Origin of the sequence: Pseudomonas sp. BRM28, assembly GCF_002939405.1 — a bacterium.
Lineage (GTDB): Bacteria > Pseudomonadota > Gammaproteobacteria > Pseudomonadales > Pseudomonadaceae > Aquipseudomonas > Aquipseudomonas palmensis.
In genome coordinates this window covers 3,702,850-3,719,463 of the sequence record NZ_PEFV01000001.1, presented here as the reverse complement: position 1 = coordinate 3,719,463, position 16,614 = coordinate 3,702,850, and the positions used below count along the sequence as shown (strand labels likewise).

The following is a 16,614-nucleotide window of genomic DNA, read 5'->3' as shown; positions in this document are numbered from 1 at the left end:
AAACGTCACACAAAACCCGGCCTTATCGCCGGGTTTTTTATTGCCCGAATAGGCCCTAAAGAGGCCCTGAATTTCCAAGGACACCCCTATGGCCGAACCAACAAGCGCCGCCGCGAGCGTAGTGCTGGGCAAGTACGGGGTGGTGATGGCTGCATTCATCGGCTCGATCCTGTCGCTTGGCTTCCTGAAGGATCTGACCCGCTTCCAGGCCGCAACTGCGGTCGCCACTGGCTTCGGCTTCTCGGTCTACCTGACCCAGCCCGTTACCGCCTGGCTTGCCCCAAAGCTTGATCTTGCGGTCACCGATGACCTGCTGTGCGGGGTAGCGTTCGTGCTCGGCCTCACCGCCATGAACATCATCCCCGCGATCAAGGCTGCAATGGGGTCGTTCGTCACGGCGCGAGGTGCCTGATATGAACAACATCCTGGTTTCAGCGCTGACCGCCCTGGACGTGTTCCTGTGCGTTCTGGTGGTGGCTGCAGCGTGCGACTACCTGCGCAAGGTCCGCCCGGCTGACCAGCCCCTGCTGAGCATCGCCTTCTACCTGGTTGCCATCGGCGGGTTCGGTGCATTCGCTACCGCCCTGCAGGGGCAATGGGTAAACCCGTTCGGCGTGATGCTTCACGCCGGGGTGGTGGCCTATGCCTGGGCCCGTCGCGGGCACGTCTTCACATAAGCCGCGCCACAAAATCGACATGCGCCGTTTTGTGGCGCGGGAGTAGCTATGAGCAGACCGATGCCACCGGCCGACCTGCTCGAGTCGCTATGGCTCACCCTGCAACCCGCCCCTGATGTATGGGAGTGGATACAGGCCGAGATCCTCGCCACCACTGGCAGCATCCACAACGAAGAGCATGCTCACCTCATCGACGCGAATGTCGGCGTGCTGTGGGCGTCGTCTGCGTTCGCGAAGAAGGGTAGGACGGTGCTGGGCCAGGCCGAGCAGCTGATGATCCGGGCGGGCGGTTGGCAGAAGGCCCGACAAGAGCAGCAGATGCGTGACTGGTTCGGCGAAGAGCCTGAGTTCCTGATCACCCTTGCCGCTGACTACTGCGCCCAGTGCACTGAGGCCGAGTTCTGCGCCCTGGTTGAGCACGAGCTTTATCACATAGCGCACAAGCTCGATAAGTACGGCGCCCCGGCATTCACCCAAGACGGCCTGCCCAAGCTTGAGATGCGTGGGCATGACGTCGAGGAGTTTGTCGGCGTGGTGCGTCGCTACGGCGCCAGTCATGACGTACAGCTGCTGATTGACGCTGCAAGCCGGCCGCCTGAGGTGGCCAAGATCAACATCTCAAGAGCCTGTGGTACATGCCTGCTCAAGCTGGCCTGATATGACACGGGCGTGATACGGAATCCGTCCTATGGCCATCCTTACCGCTGAAGTCAAAGGCTTCATCGTGCAGGCCTTGGCGTGCTTCGATACCCCGACGCAGGTTGCTGAGGCCGTAAAGAAAGAATTCAACATCGAGATCACCCGTCAGCAGGTTGCTCAGCACGACCCAACCAAGAGCACCGGCGCGAATCTGGCTGGGAAGTGGCGGGTATTGTTTGAGGACACCCGCAAGCGCTTCCGCGATGACACAGCCGACATCCCGATAGCCAACAGGGCGTACCGTCTTCGCGTGCTTGATCGTATGGCCGCACGCGCCGAGGGAATGAAGAACATCGCGTTGGCGGCCCAGCTGCTGGAGCAGGCGGCCAAGGAGTCGGGAGGGGCTTACACCAACAAACAGCAGGTTGACCTGAGCTCATCTGATGGCTCGATGACGCCCAAGCCGGCCCAGCAGGTGGATCAAGCGTTGGTCTCTGCGCTGGTAGACAAGCTGGTGGACTGATGGCTATCAAACCTATCGAGTGGGACGCGCTGAGCCACGCTGAGCGCTCCGCCTTGATAGCGGCTGGTGAGCACAGCCCTCTGGCCTTCACTTCCCTGTGGTTCAACATCACGCAGGGCGACAGCTTCCGCACCAACTGGCACCACCACTACTTCGACTACGCCGCCCGCAAGATGCTTGCCGGGGAGGCGCAGAACCTGATCGTGAACATCCCGCCCGGGGGCACCAAGACTGAGTTCTGGTCTGTCCACCTGCCGGTCTACACGATGGTCAAGCACCGCCGGGTGCGAATCCTCAACACCAGCTATTCCAAGAGCCTGGTAGACGAGAACAGCGAGCGCAGCCGCTCCCTGGTCAAGTCGACCGAGTTCCGCGAGTTCTATCCCTTCGACATCGAGAAGGACAAGGTTGACGACTGGACACTGGCTCGGGACGGGAAGCGTATCCACCAGCTGTTCAGCCGCTCAAGTGGCGGCCAGATCACGGGCGTCCGTGGCGGCTACATGGGCGACGGCTACACCGGCCACATCCAGGCGGATGACTGGGACAAGATCGACGATCTGTTCAGTGAGGCGAAGCGGCGCAAGTCGCACACGCGCCTGGTGAACACCCTGCGCAGCCGGAAGGCGCACAGCGGCACGCCGTTCGTTGCCATCCAGCAGCGCGGCCACATCGACGACTCGACTGCGTTCCTGCTGTCCGGCGGCATGGGCCTGAAGATCGACCTGCACATCAAGATCCCGGCCCTGGTCAATCAGGAATACATCGACAGCCTGCCCGACGGCATCCGCGAGCGCTGCATCAAGAGCGTATGCGGGTCTGAGCAGGTTGATGGCTACTGGTCGTACTGGCCGGCCAAGGAAAGCGTTCACGACCTGATCGCGCTCCGCACGGCTCACCCGTACACCTTCAGCAGCCAGTACATGCAGGACCCAGACACGCTCGACGGCGGGATCTTCTCGGCGGATGACTTCCAGTACTACGGCGACGTAGATGCTGGGGCTGATCTGCCGCTGCCGGAGAAGTTCGACTACCGCTTCGTCACCGCTGACACCGCCCAGAAGACCAACACCTGGAACGACTGGACTGTGTTCGGAGAGTGGGGCGTGGCCGAGGGTCGCATCTATCGGCTTGGCCTCAAGCGCGGGCGGATGGATGCCAAAACCCTCAGGCGAGAGTTCGAAGCCTTCGTCAAAGGCTGCTGGGCCAAGAACGGCAAGCAGTACGGAATCCTGCGAAAGGTGTACGTCGAGGACAAATCAAGCGGTACCGGCTTGATCCAGGAGATGGAGAAGCGCCTGCCGCTGAGGGTGACGCCAGTACCGCGGGAGCGCGACAAGCTGACCCGAGCCCTGGACGTTCAAGGCTTCCACGCCGCCAAGCTGGTGTGCCTGCCCTACGACGACCCGCAGAACTACGAGTTTGTGTGCGAGGTGGCCTCATTCACCGCCGACGACAGCCACAAGCACGACGACCAGACCGACGTGATGATCGACGCCCTGTCCGAGGTTTACATCAAGGGCAAGCGCTCGATTCGCGATCTCCTATGACCCATTGGTGACTACATGAGCAAGAAGGGCATCGTGCCGGCCGACAAGAAGCTGGGCAAAGCCCTTGTGAAGGCCGCTCAGAAGTACGAGGCATCGACCCGGTCGTCTGCTGATGGCTTGGTAAACGTCGTGTCGGGTCTCGGCACGCAGAAGGCAAAACGGTCGCACAACCAATTCCAGTACGGCTTCCTGAACGACTTCCAGCAGCTGGACGCGGCATACCAGACCAGCTGGCTTGCCCGGGCGATCGTGGACTACCCGGCCGAGGACATGACCCGCGAGTGGCGCACCCTCAAGTGCGACGACGCGGACGTGATCCGGGCCGAGGAAGACCGCCTGCAACTGCCAGCCATGGTGAGCGAGGCAACCAGCTGGGCGCGCCTGTACGGTGGCGCTGGCATCCTCATGCTGACCAATCAGGACCTGACCAAGGAACTCAAGCCGGAGAAGATCAAGAAGGGCGACCTCTACCGCCTGCTGGTCATAGACCGCTTCGACATGACGGCGATGGACCTGAACCAGACCAACATCCTGGCCGCGAACTACTTGCAGCCGGAGTTCTACACCATCGCCGCCGGCGCCCAGATGATCCACTGGACGCACTTCGCCCGGTTCGCCGGTGCCAAGCTGCCGCGCCGCCAGCGGGCGCAGACGCAGGGCTGGGGCGACTCAGAGCTGCGCAAGTGCCTCGATGACGTGATGGACATCGTAGCCAGCAAGGACGGCATCGCCGAGCTGATGCAGGAAGCGAACGTCGACATCATCAAGCGCGAAGGCCTCTCGGATGAGCTTGCCAGCGATCAGGACGACGCCATCACGGCGCGGTACGCCCTGTTCAGCATGATGAAGTCATCGATCAACCTGGCGCTGCTGGACGGCGAAGAGACCTACGACCGCAAGACCCTGGACCTGTCCGGGGTTGCCCCGGTGCTCGACCTGCTGATGACATGGATTGCAGGTGCCGCCGGCATACCGGTCACCCGCCTGTTCGGCGAGTCGGCCAAGGGGCTCGGCAACAACGGCGAAGGTGACGACACCAACTACTACAACCACCTCTCATCGCGGCGCCTGACCCAGATTGACCCGGGTCTGCGTCAGCTCGACGAGGTAATGGTCCGCTCGGCCACGGGCCGCTGGCTCGACGACTTCAACTACGTCTGGAACCCGTTCAAGCAGCCTGATGCGGTGCAAATCGCCGCCGCCAACAAATCCAAGGCCGAGACCGACCTGATCTACAAGGACGGCGGGATCGTCACCACTAGCCAGATTCAGCGCCGCCTGCAGGCCGAAGAACTCTACCAGTTCGACGACGAGAAGATCGCCGCGCTGGAAGAGGACGAGGACCTGGCCATGTTCAACGATCCGGTGGATGACGACGACAAGGTTGAATGACCATGGACATGATCGGCATCCAGTACAACGCCAAGCTGCAGCGGCTGGTGAAGCAGGTCAAGGCGTCGATCAGCAAGGAGCTCATGCCTCTGGTGAGGCATCTGGCGCCTGAGTACACCCAGGACGCAGTGGCGACCACTGATGCGTGGTCTGACCTGATCATGAATGCCATGAGCTACCTGTTCAGCAGATGGCGCTCAGAGGGCGTTTCTGGAGGCGCCAACCGCATTGCCGGTGAGTTCGTGCAGTCAGCCCTGAAGAAGTCAGAGCGCGACCTGAAGAAGTCGGCTGGCATCGACGTGTTCAGCGGCTCCAAGACGATGCAGGACTACCTGCATGCCTCGGCCCAGCAGAACGCCCAGCTCATCACGTCCATACCGGCCAAGTACCTGGAAGAGGTGCAGACGCTGGTGATGGCGAACATGCGCTCCGGCATGCGGCCTAGCTACATCGAAAAGGCGTTGCAGGAGCAGTTTGGCGTGACCCAGCGCCGGGCCAAGATGATCGCCCGCGATCAGACATCCAAGATCCAGGGCGAGCTGGCCGAGAAGCAGCAGAAGGACGCCGGTTTCGAGTACTTCCAGTGGATCGACTCCGACGACAGCCGAGTCCGGCACCGCCATTCGGAGATCGCCAACAAGGTCACCGCCTACGGCAAGGGGATCTACCGCTGGGACGACCTGCCGCTGAGTTCTGACGGTGTTCCGATCAAACCCGGCTCCGACTATCAGTGCCGTTGCATCGCGCGCCCAGTGAGCGCACGCGAGGTCAAGGCCAACCAAGATGCAGGCCGCACAGCGCCGGGCGTCTACCGCTAATTCATCCAATCCGCGAGGCCGCAACATGAAGTGCACGGTTTTCGACCGGGCTGGGTATCGCATCACCCAGCGAGAGTACACCGACGAGGGGTTTCTGAAGGTTCCCGGCCGGGTGGCTCGCACCGGGATCCAAGAGTACCTGGCGCGCGAGCTGGGGCTGGACGGTGATCCGAGCCGCATCGTCCGCGTGTACCGCCCAGAGGAGGAGGTGTTCAACGACGCCTCTCTGGGCACCTACAACGGCGCGACGGTCACGAATGACCACCCTGCAGAGCTGGTTACCTCGAAGAACTACAAGTCCGTGTCAGTCGGCGAGGTGCGCGGCGCGGGCCGTCGCGATGGCGACTTCGTGGTCTGCGATCTGATCATCAAGGATCAGAAGACCATCGACGACATCAACGCCGGCAAGTGCGAGCTTTCCGCCGGCTACACCGCTGAATACGTCCACGGGCCTGGCACCACTGCCGACGGCCAGGACTACGAGTACACCCAGCGCAACATCATCATCAACCACCAAGCGGTGGTAACCAAAGCGAGGGCGGGCGGTATTGCTCGCGTCTTCGATCACACCCCAGGAGGCAACACGATGCCTGTACTTATCACCACCGATAGCGGGCGCAGCGTTGATGTTGCTGATCCTGCGAACGCCCAAGTGGTCGCCGACTCGTTCGACCGATTGCTGAAGCGTGCCACCGATGCGGAAACCAAGGCTGACAAGGCCCAGGCGACCGCTGACAAGGCTGCCGAAGATCTGGCCGAGGCCCGCAAGGCCTCGAGCGATGTAGCGATCGGCGAGCGCGTCAAGGAAATCAGCGCAACCCAGGCGCTGGCACGCAAGGTTGCCGGCGACGGCTTCACCTGCGACAGCCTCGACGTTATCGAGATCAAGCGTGCCGCGCTTGCCGTGGCCCTGCCGAAGCGTGACTGGTCGGACAAGTCCGCCGGCTACGTTGAGTGCGCCTTCGACGCCGAGTCCGACAAGGATGAGGACGAAGACGACGACAAGGGCGAGAGCGGCAACAAGAAGCCGAAGATGCCCACCGGTGACACCGCCGCGCTGCTCGCTCAGTTCGTGCAACTGGCCAAGGACGGCGCGACCACGGCTGCTACCACCGACGCCGCACCGACCCCATACCAGGCGCACAAGCAAAGCTTGTCCGGCGCCCACAAACAGAAAGGAGCCTGACCATGGCAGTTCAAGGTGGTAACGCAATCAACCATGGCGTCGCTTACGCGGGCATGGTCGCTGACGGCGAGGTGTCCAACGGCGTCTCGAAGGTCAACAAAGGCACCGCGAACATCGCGTTCGGCTTGGGCGTTGTGACTGACGGTGACGACGGCGCCAAGCTGCCGGTCGCTGCTTCGACCGCTGCCCAGTTCATCGGTGTCGTTCGGCGCGAGCTGAACCGTGCGTACGCCCAGAACGAAGTGTTCGGCGCGGTCGCCAAGCGCGACATGACCGTCGAAACCATGGCGCCAATCTGGGTCACCGCCCGCGTGGCCGTGGCCAAAGACGATCCGGTCTATCTGGTCGTCGGTGATGGCACCGGCACCAACCAGGGCCAGTTCTCCAACGTGATTGGCGCTGCCGCCACCCTGGCCGTGCTGATCCCGGGCGCCAAGTGGGTCAGCTCGGCCGGGGCCGGCGCTCTGGCCAAAATCTCTCTCAAGGTCGGGGGCTAATCGACATGACCCAGCTTAAAAAAATCGTCGTAGCCATCGACGCAGCCATTGCGTACCAGATCGGCCGCGACAACCTCCAGGTTACCTTCAACGATGGCCTTCCGACCGTCGACGACGGCCTGGCGTTCTACATCAGCCAGCTGGCGAGCCTGGAATCTCGTATCTACGAGGCCAAGTACGCCGCGATCAACTACATGGAGCTGATCCCAGTCCATACCGATCTGCCTGAGTGGGTGGATCAGTGGGACTACATCAGCTTCGACGCTGTCACCATCGGCAAATTCATCGGCGCGAATGCCGACGACCTGCCGGATGTTGCGCTGTCCGCAAACAAGTCGTCGGTCCCGATCGGCTATGCCGGCAACAAGTACAGCTACAGCCTGGACGAGCTGCGCAAGTCGCAGCAGATGCGCATCCCGCTGGACACCACCAAGGCCCGCATGGCCTTCCGGGGCGCCCAGGAGCATACCCAGCGCGTAGCGTACTTCGGTGATGCAGCCCGCAACATGACCGGTCTGTTCAACAACCCGAACCTGGCCCTGTCCAATTCGACCCTGAACTGGTACGACCCGGCTACCACTGGTGATCAGATCGTCGCTGACCTGAACAAGATCCTGGTTGATGTCTACATCAACTCGGCGACCGTTCACGTCCCTGACACGCTGATCATGGATGCCGCCCGCTTCGCGTTCATCTCGAACAAGCGGATGGGTACCATCACCGACAAGACGATCCTCGAGTACTTCCGCACCAACAACCAGTTCACCGCCCTGACTGGTCGTCCGATCGAGATCTTCAGCCGCCTGCAGCTCTCCGCCGCTCAGCTGGCGGCCGCTGGCGTGTCCAACGGCAACAAGGATCGCATCGTGGCGTACGAGCGCAACGACGAGAACCTGGGCATGCAGGTACCGATCCCATGGCGCTCCCTGGCTCCGCAGATGTGGAACCTGAAGGTCAACGTGCCGTGCGAGTACAAGATCAGCGGCGTTGAATTCCGCTATCCGTTCTCTGGCGCATACCGCGACCAGTTCTAACCAGCCGATCCTTGGCCGCCTCCGCTATGCCCGGGGCGGCGGCCGATGACTCCGGGCGAGGATTCGATATGTTCCTGAAGAACGAAGCAGCACGACTGATCACTATCAACCACCTGGTGGATGGCGTGGAAACCAGCTACCCGATCCTGCCAGGCGAGAACCCAGCCGTTGAGGTTCCGGACGCGGTCAAGAAGATCGACTTCGTCAAGGCGCTGCTGAAAAACGGCGACCTGCGCATCGTCGGCGCTGACGAGGTTGAAGACGACAGCGATGATAGTGACGACGACATCGAAGCCCTGCGCGAGCAGGCAGGCCGCGCCGGCATCAAGGTCAACCGGACCTGGGGTAAAGCACGCCTGCTGGAAGAGATCGCCAAGGCCTCGAAGGGCGAGTAACACCCGGGCGCCCAGCGCCCACTCATTCAAATCACGGAGAGTCGCATGATCATCACCCCTGAGATCGTGGCGGCCTTTCGTGCCGACCCGCTGCTGGCTGCATTCACGGACGCCACCAAGTGGCCTGACGCGATGGTCATCGAAGCGCTGTGCGAGGCCGACACCGAGACCGGTTCAAGCCGCTGGGGCGCCTTCGAACTGGCCTGCGGCAACTTCAAGTGGCGGGGCATGAAGTACTTCGCGGCTCACTGGCTGGCGACGAACTTCGGCACGCTCGGGGCTGGCGCACCGCCGAACTCCGACGCGCGCCTGAACGTAGCGCAGAAGGCCGTGGGCGATGAGTCGATCGGCTACCGCGTGGCCGCCATGATGGACGCCGGCAACGACTGGCTGACCTACACCAACTACGGCCAGCAGTTCTACAGGCTGAAGAAGCGCGCCGGCATGGGCGCCAAGGCGGTCTGATGCTTACCCTAGACCTGATCGGATTCCAGGACCTGCAGGACGCCGTGTCCAAAGAGCTGGCCACGCTGCGCTCAAACAAAGCCGTGACCGTCGGCATCCACGAGGAAGCAGGCGACGTTGAGTCGGGCGACATCACCATGGCCGGGCTGGGCGCTACGCACGAGTTCGGCGCCGAGGTGAAGCACCCTGGCGGTACGTCCTACGGCTACGCCTCCAAGGCCGCAGCTGACCGGGACGAGGTGCGATTCCTCAAGACCGGCTCAGGTTACATGGAGCTTGGCGTCACCAAGCCCCACAACATCACCATCCCAGCCAGGCCATGGCTTGAGCCGGGGGTGGCCGGTGCAACACCGAAGATCCTCGACGCGATCGAGGCAGGTATGGCCGCCGACCAACCCATGGACCAGATCCTCGAAACGGTCGGCGTCATCGCGGCTGGCGAGGTGAAGGTCTACATGACCGAACTGCGCACGCCGGCCAACGCGGCCTCAACGGTGCGCAAGAAGGGCAGCGACAACCCGCTGATCGACAGTGGCGCCCTGCGCCAGTCGGTGACCCACAAGGTGACTGGCGACCCAGTGACGGAGGGCCTCGAATGAGCCTGAACATGCAGGGCCAGATCGACGGGGTGTTTCAAAGCGTTCCTGCGAGCCGGACGGTAACCGGTGGCCAGTACGTCAATGGGCTCTGGGTGCCAGGAGCCACCGTGACATCAGCATACGTCGTCAACATCCAGCCGGCCACCGACCGGGAAGTGGACTTCATCCGCCAGGGCGGCGAGCGAATCGTCGACGGCCGGCGCATCTACATCAACGAAGGTGACATGCAGCTGATCGACCAGACCGGCACCTGGGAGTTTCTCGGGCAGCAGTGGAAGGCCGTGAAGGTGGATAACCGGCACTGGCGGAACTACTGCAAGGTGATCGTCAGCCGCATCGACGACCAAGACGGTGGCCCGGCATGACCAACGAAGAGCTGTTCGCCAAGATCCGGCCAATCGTTCTGCTGGCCACGGGCGTACCAGAGTGCATCCTCGCCGACCAGGCCGGCCCCGGCAGCATGCCGGCGCCGAAAGGGCCGTACGCAACAATCACCCCGCGCCAGTCCGTCAGCGAGCGCGGCCAAGCCAACATCATCGCCCGCGACGTGCCGGGCGACCAGGTGGAGGTGGACGTAAGGGCACAGATCATGTGCGCCTGCAGCATCAACTTCTACCGCGGCCAGGCGCTGATGTACGCCGAGCGCCTGAAGCAGGCCAACAAGCGGCCGGACATCAGCATGATGCTGTTCAAATCCAAGGTCGGCTGGAACAGCACCGATGCGGTGAACAACCTCACCAGCCTGCAATCGGCCAACTTCGAGCAGCGGGCGCAAATCACCATCCGCCTGATGTACGAAACCAGCAGCCTGCCTGTAATCAACAACATACTGAGCGCCAGCGTGGCGTTCGAGAACGTAAAGGCGCAGGTCATCCAGACCTTCAGCGTTGAAGTCGACCCCACATAACCCATTGGAGCTAGCACAGTGAGCTATCCAGCTACCAACATCATCCGGATTAATGCCCGGATCAGCCCGGCCGGCCTGGGCAATGCGAACTTTGCCAGCGCCATGCTGTTCGCTCCGCAGCCTGAGCTGCCGGTGGGTTTCGCACCGGACACGTACCGGACGTATTTCACGCTGGTCGCGCTGTCTGAAGACTTTGCCGACACCACCGAGACCTACAAGGCGGCCCAGCGCTGGCTTGGCGGCACGCCTGCCACTCGCGAACTGAAGGTGTATGGCGTGGCCACCGCAGACGCGACCCGCGCAGCGACCCTGAACAAGGCGCGTAACCTGCTCTGGTGGTACTGGACCATGTGGACCGCCCCGATCCTTGCCGTGAAGGCGGATGTTCTGGCGATCGCCCAGTGGTGCGAAGACAACACCAGCATGTTCATCGACAATCAGACGGGCGCATCGGCTACCGAGATCCGCGACCCAGCGGACACTGACGATATCGCCACCCAGCTGACGACCGCCGGCTTCCGTCACGTCTACACCGCCGCGCACGCAACTGATGCATATTCGGGCTCGGCCCTGGCAAAGCACTTCGCTGCGGTGAACTACAGCGCTGACCGCTCGACGATCACTGGTGAGTTGAAGAAGTCGCCAGGTGTCCCAGCTGAATCTCTGACCGGAACGGCGTATACCGCCATGCAGAGCGACAAGAAAAAAGCTCTTTTCTACACGGTCGTGGACAACCAGGGCTCGGCCGACTCGGGTCGATGGATCAACACCTACACGCACAGCACCTACGGCGAGTTCATCGACGATGTAGTCAACCTCGATGCGTGCATCAACTTCATGACCACTGCGCTGTACAACACACTGGGCGGACAGGTCACAAAACTTGCGCAAACACCTGTAGGTCAGGCGGTTCTGAATGGCGCCGCGAGGTCGGTAGGGCAGCAGTTCATCAACAACGGCTACCTCGGACCACGCAACTACATCGACCCAGACGACGGGCTCGAGAAGTACACAGCTGGCTTCGAGATCCTGACCAAGCCCGAAGACATCCTCGATCTTTCGGATGCCGACCGTGACGCCCGTAAGTCCGCGCCTCTGCGCATCCGCCTGTTCCGCGCCGGCGCCATCCACATTGTTGACGTTGACCTCGACGTTTATTGATAGGTGACCCATGAGCCTGAGTAATTTCTCGAACGACCTGACCGTCGTCACCATCAATGGCCGGCAGATCCAAGACTGGGGCGATACCGCTACCCCATATACGGACGCGCCGATCGATCCTCGCAGTCAGCTGCGCCGGGGGCAGGGCGGCAACGCTGTCCGCCTCGACCGCCAAAACCCAGGCCGCGAGGTGAACGTCTACCTCAACCCGGGCTCTTCCGACTCGGCATACGTGCAGGGACTGCTGAACTCGAAAGCGAACATCACGCTGACCTTTACCCAGATCGGCACGCTTGAAACGGCGCTGGGCTCGGAAGGCGTGATCGTGAACGACGGCCAGCGCGGCCGGGCTGGTTCAACCATCACGGACGACCAGTTCACGATGCAGTTCAACATCTGGGAAGCGACAAGGGGCTGATAGATGAGCGTGAAACAATTCACCGTCGGCGGCGCGCTGTACAACGCCGCCATGGCAAGCGCTGTCGATCAAGATCGCCTGATGTCCCTGCTGTCCGCCGCCGTGCTGGAGCGCTTTGCCACGGCTGCACGCGCCGGCGTGGAGGTGGACAGCAACGTCCTCTCCATGATGTTCATGTCGATGCGTCAGGACGTGAAGGCTCAGGTCGCGCAGGTGCTCATGACCCGTGTCTTCATCAACGGTACGGAGCGCCCGGTCACCGTCGCTGACTTCGGCGGCCGGATGGTCCACTACAACCAGCTCCTCGCCGAGCTGCTGCGCTGGAATCTCTCCGATTTTTTCGACTGGCTGCCAAGCGCCGCAAAAGACGCTCGGCAGGACGAGGCGGCAAGCGCAGTTCAGTAAAGTGGTTCCTTATGCGGCCATGTGTCGGGATCGTGGGTATCTGCCCGCCGCTCTGCACCTGGTCGCAACTCGCTGACGGGACACTCTCCATAGCGGACGTCGAGCGCTTCAACCAAGCCATGGACGAACTGTGGGATCAATACGAGGCTGTGAAGAATGGCTAGCAAAGTCCTGAAGTCGTTCCTGATCGGCATCGGCTATGACACAAAGGCCCTTGAGGCTGGCGACAAGAAGATCAACGCCAGCCTCAACGGCATCAAGTCTGGGGCGCTGAGTATTTCGGCGGCGCTGGTTGGCGCTTTCGGTGCGGCCGCCGGCTCGATTGTCGGCGTGGCTGGGCGCGTAGACAAGCTGGCAATGTCCACGCAGAACCTGCGCACGTCCCAGGCCGCCGTGTACAACTACGGCAACGCCATCAAGTTGATGGGGGGCGATGCGGCTGACGCGCTGGATACCCTGCAGCGCTTCGAGGAGATCCAGAACAACTTGCGCCTCAAGGGCGATGCCGGGCCGATCAATGATCTGGCAATGGCCGGCCTCGACGTGAGCACGCTTTACGAGACGCAGACTGGCGAAGAGTTCATGCGCGCGCTGTCCGCCATGATCCCGAAACTGGATGAGGGCCAGCGATCAGTTGTCCAAAACTCCCTCGGCCTGTCGGATGCGGCATTCCGCTCGTTGGCCGGCGGCGTAGAAAAGCTCGACGACACCATGAAGCGCGCCAGCGGATTGACTGGCAGCGTCGACCAATTGACTGATGACGCAAGGAAGCTTGCTGAGAACTCCAGTGAGTTCAGCCTGATCATCGAAGGCATCAAGAATGAGCTCGCTGAGAAGTTCCTGCCGAGCCTAGTAGGCGCCGGCAGCGCGCTCAATAACTTCCTGAAGGATCACCGCCCCGAGATCAGCGGCGTGATTGATTATGCCTCTGACAATCCAGAGGCTACTGCGGCAGTCGGCGCCTCCTCTGTGGCCGCTGTGGTTGGGGCAACGCTGGCAAAGCTTGGCCTTGGTTCGGTTGGCGGCCTCATCAGCAAAACTGGCACAGCGGGGCTTGCCATCACCGGTGGCGCTATAGGCTCCAACCTCATCAACCGGTCTCTGAATGAGCACGTCCCTGGCTACGGTGACGCTTCTCGCGGATTTGATGATCTGCTCAAGGATGTGACGGGGCTGGACAGAATCCAGGGCCCGATGGAGCTCATGTTCGGCGGTGACGGAAATCCGACCCAAAGCCCCAGCGAGCTCAAGTATGAGAAGCCGCAGGAGTACACCGGCCAGGTTATCCGCTCACAGGAGGATATCGACTATCTGAATCACCGCGACAGGTCAGCAGCCGACAGCATGCCGCCGGCGAGTGGCACCACTCAGGACGAAGACCGGCAGGCTGACGCTGATGCGCTCGCCGGTGCACTCAGCCGGACACCGATCAAGGTTGAAAACCAGCTGGGGCTAACGGTTCAGCTTGACGGCCAGGCGCTGGAAACAAAAATCACGCAGGTCAACGAACGGCAGAACTACGAAACCCTGGGTGACCTAAAGACCACGACGGAGCGATAACCGTGAGCATCATCAACATCTTCACGCGCCAGGCGCCCACTATTGCCGGCTACTCGTTCGACGCGGTGCTGGAGGATACGTTCGAAGCAACGGTGACGCTCACTTCAATCCCGATCGAGTCCGGAGTTCGGATTTCAGATCACCGAATTTTGAACCCATTCAAATGGACGATGACCGGTGCAATCAGTAACAACCCCGTCAAGGTGCAGCTGACCGACTTTCTCGGTGGTGCGCTGTCGAACCTGACCGACAATCCGATCGTCTCGACGGTTGCGGGTCTCTCGGCCGGGTTCCTCGCCGGTAGCGACGAAACCAGGGCCAGTACCACCCTCGACTTCCTCATCTGGCTGATGAAGTCCGCTGACCCATTCGACATCGACGCGGGCGACATCCTGCTCAAGAACATGGCGATCACTCGCCTTGCCAGGACCAAGGAGCCGCGCAACGAGGGCGGCCTTGAGTTCGTTGTCGACCTTCAGGAAGTCATCAGCCTCGACCGCATCGTGCAGGACACGCAGTGCTCGCTGCCACAGCTGCGAGAGGGTGACCCCTCACAGAGTGCCCTGTCGCGCGCAATCAAACGCGGACAGGCGATCGCCAAGGAGGCGAACGAGGCGGTATCGAACGCAGTGAATGGCATTCTTGATGGAGTCGTCTGATGTTCGTGATCCCCCTGCGCCCTGGTGCAATCAATGCTCACCAGCGCTTCGCCGTCCAGCTCGGCGATAACCTGATCGAGTTCGAGGTTGACTTCATTTCCTATCTGGATGCCCCTGCCTGGTCGATGAACCTAATTCGCGATGGCAGCCGGCTGGTGTCCGGAGCAATGCTTGAGCCTGGGAGCGACGTAATTCAGAGCTACCGGACCGGTATTGGCCAAATGGTGTTCACCGGTGCCGACGTGACGCTGGACAACCTTGGCGTCGACAACTTCCTCGTCTGGATACCCCCACTGGTGGAAACATGAGAGAGCGAGTTTGGTCGGTCGACGTGAACGGCCAGCCGTATATCAGCCCGCAGATCGGGCGTCGGCAGTTTCGCATCCAGTTCAACATCGACATCTCGCCGGGTGACGCGATTTCTTTCGCCGACATCCGCCTCTACAACATGAACAAAGGGTCGAGCATTGCGCAGGGGTCGAGCATCGTCTTGCGCGCCGGTTACGACGACAACATCGACGCGGTGTTCACCGGTTTTGTGACCAATACCCTGCGCGAACGCGAGCCAGGTCAGCCTGAAATCATCACCAGGCTGATTTGCCGCTCTGGCCAGCCGGCAGTGGACCGGGCATCTGTCCAGCTTTCTTTCGGCATCGGCACCCGCATTGAAGAGATTCTGCGAGCCATGGCGGCGGCATGGCCACTGCCGATCGATATCGACAACGCCCAGTTCGCCGACGCGAAACCGCTTGCATCGGGTCTGGTGGTTGACGGGGACATCCCTTCAGCTATGACCGACCTGGCCTACGCCTACAAATTCGAATGGATGCAGGACCGCGGACGGATCGTTATCACGAAGCCGAACATGCCGCGTACAGCCGCGCCAGTGAGGGTTGATCAGTTCAGCGGGATGATCGGCATACCAGAGGTGTCACGCGGCCCAGAAGGTCTCGGCGTATTTGTTTCGGTACAGCTCAACCCGGCACTGCGCATCAATGGCAAGATCGACGTGGAGAGCGAGTTCGCCACGTTCAACACCGGGAACTTGTTTGTTTCCGAACTGAGCGGTGACGCCAGCGCGAACGGCGAATACAACATTTTCGCAATGAAGCATACCGGCGACTCAGGCAGCGACACATGGCGCACCGAAATAGATGGTCTGCGCGCGGGAACGACGCCGAACATCACGCAGGCCGCCACATCCGAGAACGGCAAGTTGATATGGGGTGCCAGGGTAGATCAGGCATTCCGCGTCAAAGTCCGCGAGATCGCCTCACGCCTTTCGGTTGACCCGAATTGGCTGATGGCCGTGATGGGGTTCGAAACCAGCTACACCTTCAGTCCGGCAGCCCGCAACCCAGGCAGCACGGCCACTGGGCTGATCCAGTTCATCGAGTCGACCGCTCGCGGACTGGGCACCTCCACGGCACAGCTTGCGCGCATGACGGCGGTGCGGCAGCTGGACTACGTCGAGAGCTACTACCAGCCCTACAACGGGCGCATTCGTAACCTGGGTGACGCGTACCTCGCCGTCCTGTGGCCTGTCGCGGTTGGCCGTCCAGATTCCTACGTTATGTGGGAGCGAGACACCGGACCTTACCAGCGGGAGTACGCCGCCAACTCGGGGCTGGATGTGAATCACAACGGCGTGATCACCCGAGGAGAGGCTGTTGCATCGGTCAACAACTCTTTCATGCGCGGTCAGCAGTTCGTCCGGTGATCAATAGGC

22 protein-coding genes are annotated in these 16,614 nt (G+C 61.6%); all 22 read left to right on the top strand.

Features of this window, described 5'->3' with window-relative positions; genetic code table 11:
- Positions 1-88: 88 nt before the first annotated feature.
- The 22 genes from CR917_RS17445 to CR917_RS17340 all read left to right on the top strand — a co-directional run bounded on the left by CR917_RS17445 (position 89) and on the right by CR917_RS17340 (position 16,605).
- Entirely contained in the window at positions 89-412 is a 324-nt protein-coding gene (locus CR917_RS17445) for a peptidase M48, Ste24p (protein ID WP_104572708.1), read from the top strand.
- A 1-nt stretch (position 413) separates the two neighbouring features.
- Positions 414-677 (top strand): hypothetical protein, encoded by a 264-nt coding sequence (locus CR917_RS17440; RefSeq protein WP_104572707.1) that lies wholly within the window; start codon positions 414-416, stop codon positions 675-677.
- 48 nt (positions 678-725) lie between these two features.
- Complete coding sequence (locus tag CR917_RS17435; protein WP_173925057.1) at positions 726-1,334, top strand: putative metallopeptidase; 609 nt, start codon at positions 726-728, stop codon at positions 1,332-1,334.
- A 31-nt stretch (positions 1,335-1,365) separates the two neighbouring features.
- Positions 1,366-1,839 carry a DUF2280 domain-containing protein gene (locus tag CR917_RS17430; RefSeq protein ID WP_104572705.1) on the top strand — a complete coding sequence of 158 codons (474 nt, stop codon included), beginning with the start codon at positions 1,366-1,368 and terminating at the stop codon, positions 1,837-1,839.
- Positions 1,839-3,389 carry a phage terminase large subunit gene (terL, locus tag CR917_RS17425; protein WP_104572704.1) on the top strand — a complete coding sequence of 517 codons (1,551 nt, stop codon included), beginning with the start codon at positions 1,839-1,841 and terminating at the stop codon, positions 3,387-3,389. Before CR917_RS17430 ends, terL begins: the two co-directional genes overlap by 1 nt.
- 15 nt (positions 3,390-3,404) lie before the next feature.
- Positions 3,405-4,781 (top strand): DUF1073 domain-containing protein, encoded by a 1,377-nt coding sequence (locus tag CR917_RS17420; RefSeq protein WP_256589706.1) that lies wholly within the window; start codon positions 3,405-3,407, stop codon positions 4,779-4,781.
- Between the two features lie 2 nt (positions 4,782-4,783).
- The gene (locus CR917_RS17415) at positions 4,784-5,599 is read left to right on the top strand and encodes a minor capsid protein (protein ID WP_104572703.1); all 816 of its coding nucleotides are present in this window, start codon (positions 4,784-4,786) and stop codon (positions 5,597-5,599) included.
- Between the two features lie 25 nt (positions 5,600-5,624).
- On the top strand, positions 5,625-6,785 hold the full coding sequence (locus CR917_RS17410) for a DUF2213 domain-containing protein (RefSeq protein ID WP_104572702.1): 1,161 nt from the start codon (positions 5,625-5,627) through the stop codon (positions 6,783-6,785).
- Between the two features lie 2 nt (positions 6,786-6,787).
- Positions 6,788-7,282, top strand: a complete 495-nt coding sequence (locus CR917_RS17405) for a hypothetical protein (RefSeq protein ID WP_104572701.1) — start codon at positions 6,788-6,790, stop codon at positions 7,280-7,282.
- 5 nt (positions 7,283-7,287) lie between these two features.
- The gene (locus tag CR917_RS17400) at positions 7,288-8,316 is read left to right on the top strand and encodes a DUF2184 domain-containing protein (RefSeq protein ID WP_104572700.1); all 1,029 of its coding nucleotides are present in this window, start codon (positions 7,288-7,290) and stop codon (positions 8,314-8,316) included.
- Between the two features lie 68 nt (positions 8,317-8,384).
- Positions 8,385-8,711 carry a hypothetical protein gene (locus tag CR917_RS17395; RefSeq protein ID WP_104572699.1) on the top strand — a complete coding sequence of 109 codons (327 nt, stop codon included), beginning with the start codon at positions 8,385-8,387 and terminating at the stop codon, positions 8,709-8,711.
- 45 nt (positions 8,712-8,756) lie between these two features.
- Positions 8,757-9,176, top strand: a complete 420-nt coding sequence (locus tag CR917_RS17390; RefSeq protein ID WP_104572698.1) for a DUF4054 domain-containing protein — start codon at positions 8,757-8,759, stop codon at positions 9,174-9,176.
- Positions 9,176-9,775: a hypothetical protein gene (locus tag CR917_RS17385; protein ID WP_104572697.1), complete on the top strand. Its 600-nt coding sequence runs from the start codon at positions 9,176-9,178 to the stop codon at positions 9,773-9,775. Before CR917_RS17390 ends, CR917_RS17385 begins: the two co-directional genes overlap by 1 nt.
- A gap of 107 nt (positions 9,776-9,882) precedes the next feature.
- Positions 9,883-10,140: a hypothetical protein gene (locus CR917_RS17380; protein ID WP_256589705.1), complete on the top strand. Its 258-nt coding sequence runs from the start codon at positions 9,883-9,885 to the stop codon at positions 10,138-10,140.
- A complete protein-coding gene (locus CR917_RS17375) occupies positions 10,137-10,682 on the top strand; it encodes a hypothetical protein (protein ID WP_104572695.1) in 546 nt (181 codons plus the stop codon). The genes CR917_RS17380 and CR917_RS17375 overlap by 4 nt, the downstream gene beginning before the upstream one ends.
- 18 nt (positions 10,683-10,700) lie before the next feature.
- Positions 10,701-11,843, top strand: coding sequence for a DUF3383 family protein (locus CR917_RS17370; RefSeq protein WP_104572694.1), 1,143 nt, complete (start codon positions 10,701-10,703; stop codon positions 11,841-11,843).
- A 10-nt stretch (positions 11,844-11,853) separates the two neighbouring features.
- The gene (locus tag CR917_RS17365; RefSeq protein ID WP_104572693.1) at positions 11,854-12,261 is read left to right on the top strand and encodes a hypothetical protein; all 408 of its coding nucleotides are present in this window, start codon (positions 11,854-11,856) and stop codon (positions 12,259-12,261) included.
- Positions 12,262-12,264: 3 nt separating this feature from the next.
- Positions 12,265-12,666, top strand: a complete 402-nt coding sequence (locus CR917_RS17360; RefSeq protein WP_104572692.1) for a hypothetical protein — start codon at positions 12,265-12,267, stop codon at positions 12,664-12,666.
- A gap of 156 nt (positions 12,667-12,822) precedes the next feature.
- The gene (locus CR917_RS17355) at positions 12,823-14,226 is read left to right on the top strand and encodes a hypothetical protein (RefSeq protein WP_104572691.1); all 1,404 of its coding nucleotides are present in this window, start codon (positions 12,823-12,825) and stop codon (positions 14,224-14,226) included.
- Between the two features lie 2 nt (positions 14,227-14,228).
- On the top strand, positions 14,229-14,885 hold the full coding sequence (locus tag CR917_RS17350; RefSeq protein ID WP_104572690.1) for a phage baseplate protein: 657 nt from the start codon (positions 14,229-14,231) through the stop codon (positions 14,883-14,885).
- Complete coding sequence (locus CR917_RS17345) at positions 14,885-15,193, top strand: hypothetical protein (RefSeq protein ID WP_104572689.1); 309 nt, start codon at positions 14,885-14,887, stop codon at positions 15,191-15,193. The genes CR917_RS17350 and CR917_RS17345 overlap by 1 nt, the downstream gene beginning before the upstream one ends.
- Entirely contained in the window at positions 15,190-16,605 is a 1,416-nt protein-coding gene (locus CR917_RS17340) for a hypothetical protein (RefSeq protein WP_104572688.1), read from the top strand. Before CR917_RS17345 ends, CR917_RS17340 begins: the two co-directional genes overlap by 4 nt.
- Positions 16,606-16,614 lie beyond the last annotated feature (9 nt).

What these genes read in the sequence shown, in the direction of transcription:
- terL (WP_104572704.1), top strand. Translation starts at nt 1,839, where the DNA reads ATGGCTATCAAACCTATCGAGTGGGACGCGCTGAGCCACGCTGAGCGC.
- CR917_RS17435 (WP_173925057.1), top strand. Translation starts at nt 726, where the DNA reads ATGAGCAGACCGATGCCACCGGCCGACCTGCTCGAGTCGCTATGGCTC.
- CR917_RS17390 (WP_104572698.1), top strand. Translation starts at nt 8,757, where the DNA reads ATGATCATCACCCCTGAGATCGTGGCGGCCTTTCGTGCCGACCCGCTG.
- CR917_RS17360 (WP_104572692.1), top strand. Translation starts at nt 12,265, where the DNA reads ATGAGCGTGAAACAATTCACCGTCGGCGGCGCGCTGTACAACGCCGCC.
- CR917_RS17400 (WP_104572700.1), top strand. Translation starts at nt 7,288, where the DNA reads ATGACCCAGCTTAAAAAAATCGTCGTAGCCATCGACGCAGCCATTGCG.
- CR917_RS17340 (WP_104572688.1), top strand. Translation starts at nt 15,190, where the DNA reads ATGAGAGAGCGAGTTTGGTCGGTCGACGTGAACGGCCAGCCGTATATC.
- CR917_RS17440 (WP_104572707.1), top strand. Translation starts at nt 414, where the DNA reads ATGAACAACATCCTGGTTTCAGCGCTGACCGCCCTGGACGTGTTCCTG.
- CR917_RS17405 (WP_104572701.1), top strand. Translation starts at nt 6,788, where the DNA reads ATGGCAGTTCAAGGTGGTAACGCAATCAACCATGGCGTCGCTTACGCG.
- CR917_RS17415 (WP_104572703.1), top strand. Translation starts at nt 4,784, where the DNA reads ATGGACATGATCGGCATCCAGTACAACGCCAAGCTGCAGCGGCTGGTG.
- CR917_RS17355 (WP_104572691.1), top strand. Translation starts at nt 12,823, where the DNA reads ATGGCTAGCAAAGTCCTGAAGTCGTTCCTGATCGGCATCGGCTATGAC.
- CR917_RS17385 (WP_104572697.1), top strand. Translation starts at nt 9,176, where the DNA reads ATGCTTACCCTAGACCTGATCGGATTCCAGGACCTGCAGGACGCCGTG.
- CR917_RS17345 (WP_104572689.1), top strand. Translation starts at nt 14,885, where the DNA reads ATGTTCGTGATCCCCCTGCGCCCTGGTGCAATCAATGCTCACCAGCGC.
- CR917_RS17430 (WP_104572705.1), top strand. Translation starts at nt 1,366, where the DNA reads ATGGCCATCCTTACCGCTGAAGTCAAAGGCTTCATCGTGCAGGCCTTG.
- CR917_RS17375 (WP_104572695.1), top strand. Translation starts at nt 10,137, where the DNA reads ATGACCAACGAAGAGCTGTTCGCCAAGATCCGGCCAATCGTTCTGCTG.
- CR917_RS17365 (WP_104572693.1), top strand. Translation starts at nt 11,854, where the DNA reads ATGAGCCTGAGTAATTTCTCGAACGACCTGACCGTCGTCACCATCAAT.
- CR917_RS17410 (WP_104572702.1), top strand. Translation starts at nt 5,625, where the DNA reads ATGAAGTGCACGGTTTTCGACCGGGCTGGGTATCGCATCACCCAGCGA.
- CR917_RS17445 (WP_104572708.1), top strand. Translation starts at nt 89, where the DNA reads ATGGCCGAACCAACAAGCGCCGCCGCGAGCGTAGTGCTGGGCAAGTAC.
- CR917_RS17420 (WP_256589706.1), top strand. Translation starts at nt 3,405, where the DNA reads ATGAGCAAGAAGGGCATCGTGCCGGCCGACAAGAAGCTGGGCAAAGCC.
- CR917_RS17395 (WP_104572699.1), top strand. Translation starts at nt 8,385, where the DNA reads ATGTTCCTGAAGAACGAAGCAGCACGACTGATCACTATCAACCACCTG.